Annotated in this window: 6 protein-coding genes and 2 pseudogenes; 1 reads left to right on the plus strand and 7 read right to left on the minus strand. The window is 71.9% G+C overall.

Annotation, left to right across the window (positions count from 1 at the left end; translation table 11 throughout):
• Position 1: 1 nt before the first annotated feature.
• Positions 2 to 877 (minus strand): metallophosphoesterase family protein, encoded by an 876-nt coding sequence (locus ABT297_RS23795; protein ID WP_350553311.1) that lies wholly within the window; start codon positions 875 to 877, stop codon positions 2 to 4.
• 322 nt (positions 878 to 1,199) lie between these two features.
• On the opposite strand from ABT297_RS23795, the gene ABT297_RS23800 reads away from it, so the two are divergent.
• Positions 1,200 to 1,817 carry an O-methyltransferase gene (locus ABT297_RS23800; protein WP_350553329.1) on the plus strand — a complete coding sequence of 206 codons (618 nt, stop codon included), beginning with the start codon at positions 1,200 to 1,202 and terminating at the stop codon, positions 1,815 to 1,817.
• 732 nt (positions 1,818 to 2,549) lie between these two features.
• Here ABT297_RS23800 and ABT297_RS23805 read toward each other — a convergent pair.
• The 6 genes and pseudogenes from ABT297_RS23805 to ABT297_RS23830 all read right to left on the minus strand — a co-directional run.
• A pseudogene (locus tag ABT297_RS23805) lies at positions 2,550 to 3,743 on the minus strand (AfsR/SARP family transcriptional regulator); the annotation flags it as partial.
• A 313-nt stretch (positions 3,744 to 4,056) separates the two neighbouring features.
• Positions 4,057 to 5,175, minus strand: a complete 1,119-nt coding sequence (locus ABT297_RS23810) for an HAD-IIIC family phosphatase (protein ID WP_350553313.1) — start codon at positions 5,173 to 5,175, stop codon at positions 4,057 to 4,059.
• A 14-nt stretch (positions 5,176 to 5,189) separates the two neighbouring features.
• The gene (locus ABT297_RS23815) at positions 5,190 to 6,299 is read right to left on the minus strand and encodes an acyl-CoA dehydrogenase family protein (RefSeq protein WP_350553315.1); all 1,110 of its coding nucleotides are present in this window, start codon (positions 6,297 to 6,299) and stop codon (positions 5,190 to 5,192) included.
• Positions 6,292 to 6,582 carry an acyl carrier protein gene (locus tag ABT297_RS23820; RefSeq protein ID WP_350553317.1) on the minus strand — a complete coding sequence of 97 codons (291 nt, stop codon included), beginning with the start codon at positions 6,580 to 6,582 and terminating at the stop codon, positions 6,292 to 6,294. The genes ABT297_RS23815 and ABT297_RS23820 overlap by 8 nt, the downstream gene beginning before the upstream one ends.
• 17 nt (positions 6,583 to 6,599) lie before the next feature.
• Positions 6,600 to 7,472, minus strand: a complete 873-nt coding sequence (locus ABT297_RS23825; RefSeq protein ID WP_350553319.1) for a 3-hydroxyacyl-CoA dehydrogenase family protein — start codon at positions 7,470 to 7,472, stop codon at positions 6,600 to 6,602.
• Between the two features lie 21 nt (positions 7,473 to 7,493).
• Positions 7,494 to 13,670: pseudogene (locus ABT297_RS23830) on the minus strand (type I polyketide synthase); the annotation flags it as partial.
• Between the last annotated feature and the right edge of the window lie 6 nt (positions 13,671 to 13,676).

The raw sequence follows: 13,676 nt of genomic DNA on the forward strand, positions 1-13,676 counted from the left end.
GTCATAACCGCCCCGCCCCGAACCACGTCTCGGCCGGGCGACCGGTGTCCGGCAGGATCTGCCGGGGCTGACCGGACGTGCTGTGGCGCGGCCGCCACTCCCGCGGGTAGCCCAGCGACACCTCCTCGAAGCGGACCCCGTCGTGCCAGGTGGTCCTGGGGATGTGCAGGTGTCCGTAGACCGTGACCACGGCGCCGAAGCGCGTGTGCCAGTCGGCCGTGCGCTCGGTGCCGCACCACTGAGCGAAGATCGGGTAGCGCAGGATCCGCAGCGGAGTGCGCACCAGGGGGTAGTGGTTGACGAGCACGGTGGGCAGCGCGGGATCGCAGCTCGCCAGGCGTCGCTCCGTTTCCGCCACCCGGGACTCGCACCACGCCTCCCGGGTCGGGAAGGGATCGGGGTGCAGCAGGATCTCGTCGGTGCACACCACGCCGGTCTCGTGCGCCCGGTCCAGCGCCTCCTCCTTGGTGCGCAGGTCCGGGGGCAGGAACGTGTAGTCGTACAGCAGGAACAGGGGCGCGACACGGACCGGCCCGTCGGGTGACTGCCACACCGGATACGGGTCCTCCGGCGTCACCACACCCAGGTTCCGGCAGAGCTGGACCAGGGCGTCGTACCGCGCGACGCCACGCGACGTCACCGGGTCGTCGGGCGGGGTCCACAGCTCGTGGTTGCCGGGTGCCCACACCACCTTGGCGAACCGCTCGGCGAGGCGGCCCAGCGCCCATTCCACATCGGCGAACCGCTCCGCGACGTCCCCGGGGACCAGGAGCCAGTCGTCGGGCGACTCCGGGCGCATCCGAGCCACGATCTCGCGGTTCTCCGCATACCCGACGTGCAGATCGCTGATCGCGAACAGTTTGCCACCCACCGTCATTCGCGAATTCCAGCGGCGAGCCGGGACAGCACGACCCGACCCCGGTCAATCGCTGAACAGGTTTCGATCACAGACATGCGGCGCTGTTTCCCTCGTAACGGAATGCCGGTCGGAACGGTTTCCGAAGATTGTATTTCCGAGGCCCGTCCCCGGTGCTGTCGCCGGCATATCGCAGATGCCTCGCCACAAGACAACAGCGCGCTACGGGAACGATATGTGGACCTGCGACCATCTTGCGGTGTAGACCCCCTCAACTCCCCGAAGGATCGTTGTGGCTGATCAGATTGCCGTCACGCCGCGGCTCGCCGAATACGTGCGGGAGATGTCCCTGCGGGAGGATGACCTCCTGCGCGAGCTCCGCGAGGAGACCTCCGGCCTGCCGGGCGGGCGGGCCATGCAGGTGCTCGCCGAGGAGGGTCAGCTGCTCGCGCTTCTCGCCGGCCTCGTCAATGCCCGTGCCGTACTGGAGATCGGAACATTCACGGGCTACAGCACGCTATGCCTGGCACGCGCCCTCCCGCCGCAAGGGCGTGTGGTCACGTGCGACGTCACCGATCGCTGGCCGGCGATCGGCGCGCCGTACTGGCGCCGGGCAGGAGTGGCGGATCGCATCGACCTGAGGGTCGCGGATGCTGCCGAGACCCTGGAGAAGATTCTGGCCGAGGACGGCCGGGGCGTCTTCGACCTCGTGTTCGTTGACGCCGACAAGGCCAACTACCGGCGCTACTACGAGCTTTCCATCGCGCTCGTCCGGCCCGGCGGTCTGATCGTCGTGGACAACACGTTGTTCTTCGGACGGGTGGTGGATCCGGACCTGCAGGACCCGGACACCGTAGGCGTCCGCGAGCTCAACGCCGTCCTCCGCGACGACGACCGGGTGGAGCTGAGCATGCTGGCCGTTGCGGACGGCATCACCCTCGCCCGCCGCCGGCTCGCTTGACCAGTCATGCGGCGGCTCGGGCCAGGGTGCGACTCCCCTCGAAGCCGACTGCTTTCGCACGCCGAACCTGCTCAGCCGCCCCATCGCCTCGACGTAGTATCCGGACAGCTCTTCCCGATACATCCGCTCGCGAGCGAACACCCAGCTCAGGCGGTCCATCGTGTACTGGCCGACGCCATGCGTGCGCAGCAGGTGCAGATCGGCCAGCTCATCCAGCAGCTCCTCCGCCCGGCCCAGCGAGCATTCGAGCAGCACGGCCACCACGCGGGGGCGGATGGGCTGCTCCGTGATCATGCTGAGCCGCCGGAACACCGGACGCAGGTCCGTCCCGTCCCGGGAGCAGCGCGGAAGGGCGTCGTACACATGGCTCAGCGCCGTTCGTACGGCCATGTCGTTCACCTTCAGCTCGTCCAGGATCCGCTGCGGGTCCGAGAGCCGGCAGGCGAAGTCGACGAGGCTGCGGCCTGGCCGGCGCTGCAGACGGACGCCGGCGATGCGAAGCGCCAGGGGCAGGCCCTCGCAGGCCCGGACGATGGCTCGGGCGGCTTCGGGCTCGGCGGCGACCCGGGGTCCGCCGATGACGCCGGCGAGCAGCTCGATCGAGTCGTCCTCGTCCAGCGGGTCCAGCAGGACGGCACAGGAGCCGCTGAGGTCGGCGAGGGCGTTGCGGCTGCCGATCAGCACCCGGCTGTCGCCGGAGCCGGGGAGCAGCGGGCGCACCTGGGAAGCGTCGCAGACCTCGTCCAGCACGATCAGGACCCGGCGCTGCGCGATCATCGACCGGTAGAGCGAGAACCGGTCGGTGGCCTCGGACGGGATGGCCCCGGGCGGCAGCCCGAGACTGATCAGGAATCGCTGGACCACGTAGTCGGGATCAGCGCTCGAGCGTTGCGAGCCCGCGAAACTGGCGTAGAGCTGACCGTCGGGGAAATCGCCGCGGGCCGCGTGGGCGACCCGTAGCAGCAGGCTGGTCTTGCCGATCCCGGCGGCGCCGGTGATCGCGGCCGCCATCACCGCCTGCCCCGCCGGCCCGGGCGAAGTGAGCAGGTCGCGCAGCTTCCGGGTCTCTGCGGCACGCCCGGTGAAACCATAGGTCTCGGGCAGGAGTTGGGCGGGTGTCTCGGACGGAAGCTGGACGGTCGTCTCGGGCTTCTCGCCCTCCGCGCCGGGCTGCGGCTCACCGCGCTGCGCAGGGACATTGACGACCACGGTCTCGTCCTCGCCGCGCAGGATGCGACGCTGGATTTCCCGCAGCTCCGCGCCGGGCTCCATGCCGAACTGACTGCCCAGCTCGGCGCGGGTGTGCTGGAAGAGCTCGAGCGCCTCCAGTTGCTGACCCGACCGGAACAGGGCGAGCATGAGGCGGCCCACGAAAGCCTCGTTCAGCGGCTGCTCCCAGACGATCCTCCGCAGCTCCGGCAGCACCTCGGCATGCCGGCGCAGGGCCAGCTGCATGTCCAACCGGCATCCCAGCGCCTCCAGCCGCAGCTCCTCCAGGTGGACGCCCTCGGACGCGTGCAACAGCCTGGATGGCACGTCCAGGAACGGGTCGTGTCGCCACAGGCTGAGCCCTCGGTCGATCTCCGCCACCGCGCCCGGCAGGTCGTCGGCCTGGGCGAGCTCCTTCGCCACCCTTCGGTGTGCCAGGAACCGGCCCAGGTCGGTGTCCTCCTCCCGAACCCGGATCAGGTAGCCGGGCGGTTGCGTCACGATCCGCTCGGCACCGGCCTTGTTGAGCACCTGACGCAGTCGCATGACGTAGGTCCGGATCGTTGCCGCCGCGCTCGGGGGAGGCGCGTCGTCCCAGACGAACCGTGCGATCCGATCCACGGTGACAACCTTGTTGGGATTGAGGAGCAATGTGGCCAGCACTACACGCTGCCGCGGGGCGGAAATGGCCACCTCCGTGTCTCCCGATCGCACCATCAACGGACCGAGAACGAGAAATTCCACGACCTGTTCCTCACGAAATGCACAGTTCCCCGAGCACGCCTGAACTCCGACAACGAAATTTATTCAGACCGTAACCGTGAACTTGAACCATCCGGGACGGGGCAGTAATCGGAAGTAGACGGAAATAAGCGGACCAGTGACGCCGACAAGCATGACCGGAGCGGGAGCGGTGGGCAAGTCACCGAGGTAAATATCCATATACTCAAAAAAAGCAAGAAGCCCTGGGTCGCGGAACGGACGATGTGCTGGCAAACCCGCCGATCGAGCCAAGGGCTCCCGTGCGGCGTCAGCGAGCGGCGCCCGGGCCGGCCGCCGATACGCCGGCGAGATCCGCGGCGTCGAGCCGCATCGTCGTCAAACCCTTCCATTCGGCGGGAAGCAAATGGAGTCGCTGCACCCCCTCCGCCTCCGGCGCGCACAGGGTGTCCCGGCAGCCGCACGACACGTCGTCGAACCCGGAGAACCGGTAGGCGACCTCCATCATCCGGTTGCGGTCCGTGGGCCGGAAATCGGCGACGAGGTGCACCGACGCCCGCGCCGCCTGGTCTCCCAGCCACCCCAGGATCGCCGATCCCGCCCCGAAGGAGACGACACGGCAGGAGGTGGCCAGCAGCCGAAGATGCCAGACGGCCGGGTGCCTCTCGATCAGGACGACGCCGACGGCACCGTGCGGCCCGAACCGATCGGTGAGGGCTGCCACCAGCACCTCGTGGTGGGGGTCCCGCAGCAACCCGCGCAGGGTCTCGTCCGAGTAGTGCACCCCGGTGGCGTTCATCTGGCTGGTGCGCAGCGTGAGCTCCTCGACCCGGGACAGCTCCTCCTCGCTCGCCCGCCCGATGCGCAGCACGAGGTCGAGCGAGCGCAGGAATTCGTCGTCCGGGCCGTTGAACTCGGCGCGCTCAGCGTCACGCCGAAACCCGGCCTGGTACATCTGCCGGCGGCGGCGCGAGTCCACGGTGTCGGCCGCCGGGCTAAACTCCGGCAGGTCGAGGAGCGAGTCGGCCACCTCGGCCGGATAACAGCGGACCTCCGGAAGGTGGTGAGCGACCTCGGCGCGCTCGGCCGGCTGGTCGTCGATGAACGCCATGGTCTTCGGCGCGAAGTTCAGCTGCTCGGCGATGCGACGGACCGCGTCCGACTTGCGTCCCCAGCCGATCTCGGGCAACACGAAGTACTCCGCGATGCCGAGCGCCTCCAGCCGTGACCAGGCCATGTCGTGCTCGTTGCGGCTGGACACCGACTGCAGGATGCCCCGCGCGTCGAGACCCACGACGGCGTCCCGGATCGAGTCGGCGAGCACCACCTCACCGTCCTCCAGCAGGGTGCCCTGCCACAACGTGTTGTCCAGGTCCCAGACGAGACACTTCACAGTGGTCGGCGGCGTGGACGACGGGTTCGCCGTCATGGTCAACCCCTCTGTCACTTGGTGGCCAGCACGTGGTCGGCCAGCAGCAGCTGGCACATCTCGTTGCTGCCCTCGATGATTTCCATACATTTGGCGTCCCGGTAGGCGCGGGCCACCATGTGCCCGTCCCGGGTAGCGGCGGAGGCCAGGACCTGGACGGCGATGGCCGAGCCCCGCGCAGCCTGGGTCGCGCTCACGTGCTTGGCGAGCACGGTGGCGAGCACCTGGTCCGCGGAGCCCTCGTCCCAGCACCGGCTGGCGTGCTCGCAGGCGCGGGTCGCGGCCTGCTCCGCCATCAGCAGGTCTGCGAGGTGCCGGGCGACGAGCTGGTGGCTGCCCAGCGGCCGTCCGAACTGCTCCCGTGATCTGGCGTGGGCGCCCGCCGCCGCCAGGCAGGCGCGGAGGATGCCGACACAGCCCCAGGCGACCGACATCCGGCCGTAAGCGAGTGCCGTGGTCACCAGCAGCGGCAGGAACTGGCCACCACCGCCGAGCAGGCTCGTCGCCGGCAGCCGCACCCGCGTCAGCCGGATGTCGGCATGGCCGGCCGCCCGGCAGCCCAGCGGATCGGCGATGCGCTCGACCTGGACGCCCGGCTCGCGGGTGGGCACCACCACGGCACCGGCGCCACCGTCGCCGAGAATGCCGACCACCACCACGATGTCGGCGTACGCGGCCGCGGTCGACCAGGTCTTGATGCCGTCGACCACGACCGAGTCGCCGTCGCGGACGATCCGGGTCGTGATCGCCGACAGGTCGCTGCCGGCCTGCGGCTCGCTGAAGGCGACCGCGGCGAGCTCCCCGCCGGTGAGGCGGGTCAGCAGGCCGGAGCGCTGCTGTTCGGTGCCCAGCCGATCGATGGTCCAGGCGGCCATACCCTGCGACGTCATGATGCTGCGCAGGGAGGAGCAGAGGCTGCCGACGTGGGCGGTGAACTCACCGTCCTCCGCGCTGTCCCAGCCGAGCCCGCCGTGGGCGGTGGCTACCTGGGGGCACAGGTACCCGGCCGCGCCGAGCCTCACCAGCAGCTCCCGGGGAAGCAGGCCGGTACGGTCCCAGCTCTCCGCCCGGTCACCGACGAGATCTGTGAGCAGCACGCGAGCCGCGGCGAGACCGTCAGGCACCGCTCGCCCCCGCGGCACCGCGCAGGCGGTACACCAGCGCCACCATGCTGGCGACGGTACGGAAGTTGTCGAGGCGCAGGTCGGCACCGCGGATGGAGATCCCGTGGGTCTGCTCCAGGTGCACCACCAGCTGCATCGCGAACAGCGACGAGAGCCCGCCGGCCGCGAAGAGATCCACCCGCGGATCCCAGGACCGCTTGGTCTGTGCCTCCAGGAAACGGAGAATGTCCTTCTCCACCTCGCCGCTGTCCGCCGTCGCGTCGTGAACGCCCAGCTGGGTCATCGCATCCATCTCCCTGATCAGTTCGTGTACTCGTAGAAACCCCGGCCGGACTTGCGACCGTGCTGCCCCAGCCGCACCTTCTCGAGCAGCAGTTCGCACGGGCGACAACCCTCGTCACCGGTGCGTTCGAAGAGAACCCGCAGCGAATCGACAAGGTTGTCGATGCCGATCAGGTCGGCGGTGCGCAGCGGGCCGGTGCGGTGGCCGAGGCAGTTCTCCATGAGCGTGTCGACGGCCTCGACGCTCGCCGTGCCCTCCTGCACGATGCGCGCCGCGTCGTTGATCATCGGGTGCAGGACCCGGCTGGTGACGAAGCCCGGCGCGTCCTTGACGACGATCGGCTGCTGCCCCAGCGCGGCCAGGGAACGCCCCAGGGCCGCCATGGTGTCCTCGCCGGTGCGGACTCCGCGAATGACCTCGACCGTCGGGATCAGGTACGGCGGGTTCATGAAGTGGGTACCCACCACCTCCTCCGGCCGCTCGGCGAAGGAGGCGAGCTCGTCGATCGGGATCGAGGAGGTGTTGGAGACCAGCGGCGTGCCGGGTCGCACCGCGGCCGACAGCTCCGCGATCACCTTCGCCTTGATCCGCGGATCCTCCGTGGTCGCCTCGATGACGACGGTGCGCTCGGCGACACCACCGGCCGTGGTGGCGGTCTCGAGCACGCCGGTCGCCGCGTCGGCCGAATGCCGGCCCATCAGCTGGGCCATCCGCAGCTCCGCGGCGATCCGCGCGCGGGCGTCGTCCAGCCGGGCCTCGTCGACGTCGACCAGCAGGACCGGCAGCCCGCGGACGAGGGCCAGGGTGGCGATCCCGACGCCCATGACGCCCGCACCCACCACGGCGATGCGTTGACCGCCCGGCGTGCCGGGCTGGGCTTCTGTCTTCAAGTGCACATCGCTCCTTGGAAGTTAGGAAAGGACCGATTCGAGCCAGTCGGAAACCGCCCGGCTCGTCGTGGCCGTGTGCTGCTCCAACATGGAGAAGTGGTCCCCGGGGACGTCGACGACCGCCTGCGCGGACGGCCAGCTCGATCGCCAGTCGCCGAAGCCCGGCGCCGCCTTGCCCAACGGGTCGGACGCCCGCACCAGCAGGACCGGGGCCCGCACCACCGGCGGCTCGTAGTCATCGAGCAGCTGGAAGTAGCGGCCCATCGCGGTGAGCCGGGTGCCGTCCATCGGCACGGCCTTGTCCTCGCGGTCGAACATGCCCCGCAGCAGCACGTCGTTGAACTGCGTCATCGCCTTGTCGCTGGCTAGGTAGGTGTCCAGCAGCACCACGGCGGCCGGGTGGACGCCGCGCCGCTCCAGCTCCGCCGCCACGCCGTGGGCGATGATGCCCCCCGAGGAGGAACCGAGCAGCACCAGTCGCCGGTCACGACCGATCCGGTTGAGGACCTCCTCGGCCTGGTACTCGTACATCGTCGCCAGCGTCGACGGAAGCCGTTGGCCGGGCAGGAAGCCGGGTGCGGAGATCGTGCTGGCGCCGTACGTGCCCCGCAGCTGGGCGGCGAGCCGGGCGTACTGGTGACCCCCGCCGAGCGCGACCATCGATCCGAAGCACACCAGCTCCGGGGCTTCGTCATGGACGCTCAGCCGCAGCAGCTCAGGCGGTTCGCCACCGGCGCGCAGCTCCGCCGCGGTCCGGAACAGCGGCCGCAGCGCGGAGGCGTTCTTGAGCAGGCCGATGGCCTCGTCGGGCTGCCCCCGCCGGACCAGCCGGCGGAACAGCGTGGCGACCGGATCGGACTCGGCCGACCGTGGCTCAGGGGCCGGCCGCTGCGCACCGTCCGGCTCCGCCTGCGGACGGGCCGCGGCGGCCGCCCACTCCGTACGCAACGCCTCGGCGAGCTTGGCGGAGGTACCGGTGGTGAACACGACGGTCGGCAGCAGGTTCAGCCCGAGGGCCGTGGCCAGGCGGTTGCGCAGTTCCAACGCGGTCAGCGAGTCGAAGCCGACCGAGAGGAAGGCGTCGTCGGCACCGATCGGGGATGCGTCGGCGTGGCCGAGGACCTGGGCGGCATGCAGCCGTACCGTCTCCTCGAGCAGGCGGAGCCGCTCGTCGGGGTCCGCCGCGGCCAACCGCTCCCGGAGCCGGTCGTCGGTCGCGGTCCTGACCTGGACGGGAGCCCGTACCAGCGACCTCAGCAGGTGAGGCACCGGGCCGTCGCGGAACGCGGAGACGTCGATGGCCACCGGGACGAGCACCGGGTCGGGGACGGTGAGGGCGGCGTCGAACAGGGCCGTACCGGTGTCGGCGGAGAGCCCCCGGACACCGCTGCGGGCCATGCGGCTCACGTCGGCGCCGGACAGGTCCGCGGTCAGGCCGCTGCGCGTCTCCCACAGGCCCCAGGCGAGCGACTTGGCCGGCAGACCGGCTCGATGCCGCGCGGTCATCAGGGCGTCCGCGGCGAGGTTGGCGGCCGCATAGGCTGACTGTCCGGGACCGCCGAAGATTCCGGCGACCGACGAGTACACCACGAACGCGCGCAGCCGGGTGCCGAGCGTCGCCTCGTGCAGATTCCAGGTGCCGTCGACCTTCGGGCGCAGCACCGCGCTCAGCCGCTGCGCGGTGACGTCGGTCAGCACGCCGTCGTCGAGCACGCCGGCCGTATGCACGACCGCGGTGAGCGGACGCTGCACCGGGATGCGCGACAGCGCCGCGTCGAGCGCCGCACGGTCCGTGACGTCGCAGGACTCGACCGTGACCTGGGCTCCCGCCGCGGTCAGGTCGGCGACCAGCTCGGTGACCCCCGCCGCGGCCGCCCCACGGCGGCCGAGCAGCAGGAGGTGGCGTACGCCGTGCCGCGCGACCAGGTGCCGCGCCAGGATGCCGGCGAGCGTGCCACCCCCACCGGTCACCAGCACGGTGCCGTCACCACCGAAGCATTCCGCCCCGTCCGGGGCCCCGCCCGCGCGGACCCGCGTCAGCCGGGGCACGTGGATGCCCCCGCCCCGCAGCGCGGCCTGCGGCTCACCGCTGTCGAGAACGGCGCCCAGCAGATCGATCGTGGCCCGGGCGTCGTCCGTGTCGAGCAGCACGAACCGGTCGGGGTTCTCCTGCTGGGCCGAGCGGACCAGGCCCCAGACGGCCGCTGCGGCGACATCGACGGGCCCCTCGCCGGGATCGGTGGCGCCGCGGGTCACCACGACCAGCGGCGGGCAGCCCGAAGCCGGCCGGGCCAGCCAGGTGTGCAGCCGGGCCAGCACCGTCGTGGTGACGGCGTGCACCGCGTCCGCGGTGTCGCCCTCGGCGGACGGACACGGCAGCAGCACCGCGTCGAGGCCGGTCACGTCGTCGCCGGCGGCGGGCACGGCACCGGCCGGCAGCAGCCGGTCGTTCCCGTCGCCGAGCAGCGCCCACCGGCCGGCCGCCGGGACGGTCCTGGCCGGGACGTCGAGGTTGGCCCACTCGACCCGGAACAGCAGGTCGGTGGGGGCGCGCAGCGAGTCGAAGGACGCCGTCCGCATGACCAGCCTGCCGATGCTGACGATCGGGTGCCCGTCCGCGTCCGTCACCTGCAGCGACACGGCGTCCGGGCCGTCCGGCCGCAGGGCGGCGCGCAGCACCCGGCCGGCGGGGGCGCCCGCGAGGATGCGTACCCGGTGCCAGGAGAAGGGCAGCGGCACGCCGTCCGCGTCCGGCTGCTCGTCCGGGTTCTGGCCGGCGTCGGCGTTACGCAGCGTGACGGTGTGCAGGAGGGCGTCGAGCAGCGCGGGGTGCAACGTGAAGTGCTCGGTCACGAGCTCCGGCAGCGCGGCCTCGGCGAGGATCTCCGCACCGTGGGCCCAGGCGGCACGCAGGCCCCGGAAGGCCGGGCCGTACTCCACACCGCGCCCCTCCAGGACGCGGTAGAGGCTTCCGATCGTCATCTCCCGCGCGCCGGCGGGCGGCCACTGCGCCTGCGGTGCCGGCGTCGGCGCGGCGGGATCGGCGGTCAGCACGCCGCTGCCGTGCGCGGTCCACGCCGCCTCGGGGCCGGCGTCCTCGGGCCGGGAATGCATCTCGACGGCGCGGCGCCCGGCCTGGTCCGCGGCCCCGACGGTCAGCCGCAGTTGCACGCCCAGGTCGGCGTCGGGACCGCTGGGCAGCACCATCGGCGCGGCGAGCGTGAGCTCCTCGATCAGGTCGCAGCCGAACCGCCGGCCCACGTGTGCCGCCATCTCGAGGTAGGCCGCGCCGGGCAGCAGCACGGTGCCGCGGACGGCGTGGTCGGCCAGCCACGGCTGGGTCGCCACCGACAGCCGGCCGGTGAAGACGGTGCCGCCCGCGCCGGGCAGTTCGACCGCCGCGCCGAGCAGCGGATGCCCCGGGTCGCCCTGCCCGACGGACGAGGGGTCACCGCCCGCCTTGGTCGCCTCGAGCCGGTACCGCTGCCGCTGGAAGGCATATGTGGGCACGTCGACCGGGTGAGCGCCGGACGGCTCGAACACCGGGCTCCAGTCGACCGGCAGGCCGGCCACATGCGCCTGGCCGAGCGAGGTCAGCAGCCGCCGCGCTCCGCCGTCCTCGCGGCGCAGCGTCTCAACGATGGTGAGGCCGTCGAGGCCGGCGTCGGCCGCGCAGTCCTGGATGTTGAAGATCAGGGTGGGATGGGGACTGACCTCGACGAAGGTGCGGTGACCGGCTTCGAACAGGATCCTGACCGCATCGTGGAAACGGACGGTCTGGCGAAGGTTGCGGAACCAGTACTCCGGCCCGAGCCCGGACGGCCGGACCCATGCGGCGTCCACAGTGGACAGCATCGGGACGGAGCCCGGAGCGGGATCGATGCCGGCGAGTGTGGCGATGAGCGTCTCGCGCACGGTGTCGACGTCGGCGGAGTGGGGGGCGTAGTCGATCGGGGTTCGGAAGGCCAGCACGCCGTCCGCCTCGGCCAGGAGGGTGTCCATCGCCCGCGCCTCGCCGGCGAGGACCGACACGCGCGGCCCGTTGACGGCGGCGACCGACAGCCGGCCCCCGTACCCGTCGATCAGCTTCTCCGCGTCCTCGGCGGAGAGCAGTACGGTGGCCATCGCCCCGCCGCCGGTCACGCTCGCCAGCGCACGGCTGCGCAGCACCGCGATCGCGGCGGCGTCCTCCAGGCTGAGCAGGCCGGCGACGCAGGCCGCGGCGACCTCGCCCTGGCTGTGCCCGACCACCGCGGCGGGCTCGACGCCGTGTGCCTGCCAGACCGCCGCGAGCGACACGAGCACGCAGAACAGCACCGGCTGCAGTACCCGCACGTCGTCGATCGAGGGCGCACCGGGCTCCTGTCGCAGCACCGCGGCGGGTGACCAGTCGAGGTTCGCGGCGAGCGCCCGCTCGCAGTCCGCCATCCGCGCGGCGAACACCGGTGAGCCGTCCAACAGCTCCCGCGCCATGCCCGGCCACTCCGCGCCGAGGCCGGGGAAGACGAACACGGCCTTGCCGGGCTTCGCGGGGGCGGTGCCGAGCGTGACGGACGGGGCGCTCTGCTCGCGGGCGAGCGAGCCGAGCGCGTCGAGCAGTTCGTCGCGACCCTCGCCGACCACGACCGCCCGCTCGGCGAACCGGGATCGGCCGCGTGCGAGCGACAGCCCGACGTCCGCCGGGTGCAGGCCCGGGTCGGCGGTGACGTGCGCGTGCAGCCGGGCTGCCTGGTCGCGCAGGGCCGCGGGCGTCCGGGCGGACAGGACCCAGGCGACCGGGCCTGCCGTGCGCCGCGTCGCCTCGTCCGTGGCCTCGGCCGGCGCGGCCTGCAGAATGAGGTGGGCGTTGGTACCGCTGGCACCGAAGGACGACACCGCGGCAAGGCGGGACTTGCCGGTGGCCGGCCAGGGCGTCGCGGCGCTCAGCAGCGACACGCCGCCCTGGCTCCAGTCGACCTGCGCGCTCGGCCGGTCGATGTGCAGGGAGCGGGGCAGCACGCCGTGCCGCATGGCCAGCACCGTCTTGATGACGCCGCCGACCCCGGCCGCCGCCTGCGTGTGGGTGAGGTTGGACTTCAGCGAGCCCATCAGCAGCGGCTGTCCCTCGGGACGGTCCTGGCCGTACACGGCGAGGACCGCCTGCGCCTCGATCGGGTCGCCGAGCACCGTGCCGGTGCCGTGCGCCTCCAGGGCGTCGACGTCGTGCGGGGACAGCCCCGCGTTCTGCAGGGCCTTGCGGATGACCCGCTGCTGCGCCGGGCCGTTCGGCGCGGTCAGCCCGTTGCTCGCGCCGTCCTGGTTGACGGCCGAGCCGCGGATGACGGCCAGCACCGGGTGCCCGTTGCGCCGCGCGTCGCCGAGCCGCTCCAGCAGCAGCATCCCGACGCCCTCACCGAAGGCGGCGCCGTCGGCGCTGTCGGAGAACGACTTGCAGCGGCCGTCGGCGGCGAGCCCGCCCTGGCGGTGGGCATTGCTGAGCACCCCCGGCGCGGACATGACGGTCACACCGCCGGCCAGGGCCAGCGCGGCGTCACCGGCCCGCAGCGCCTGACTGGCAAGGTGGATCGCCACCAGGGAGGAGGAGCAGGCGGTGTCCAGGCTGACCGCGGGCCCCTCCAGCCCGAAGGTGTACGAGACGCGGCCCGATACGACGCTCGAGATGGTGCCGGTGCCGAGGAAACCGGCCAGGTCCTCGGGCGGGTGGCCGAGCCGGGCGCCGTACTCGCTGTTGATCACGCCCGCGTAGACGGCGGTGTTGCCGCCGCGGAGGGTCAGCGGATCGATTCCGGCACGTTCCAAGGTCTCCCAGCAGACCTCGAGCAGCAGCCGTTGCTGCGGGTCCATGGCCAGCGCCTCGCGCGGCGAGATACCGAAGAAGCCCGCGTCGAACTCGAACGCGTCGTGCAGGAACCCGCCCTTGATGACGGGCACGGTGCCGGGAGCGGCGGAGTCCGCCGGGTCCGGCGGCGGCGTGTCCCAGCCGCGCTCGGCCGGGACGGGGACAACGCCGTCACGCTCGGCGATCAGCAGTTCCCAGAGTTCCTCGGGCGTCCGCACGCCGCCGGGGAACCGGCAGGCCATGCCGACGATGGCGACGGGCTCCCGCGTCACGGCGACGAGCCGGCGGTTCTCCTGCCGCAATTGCTGGTTGTCCATCAGGGACGCGCGAAGCGCCTCGACAACCTGGTCTGCGGCCATGGCAGT

It is taken from the genome of Dactylosporangium sp. NPDC000555 (assembly GCF_040300025.1).
Classification (GTDB): domain Bacteria; phylum Actinomycetota; class Actinomycetes; order Mycobacteriales; family Micromonosporaceae; genus Dactylosporangium.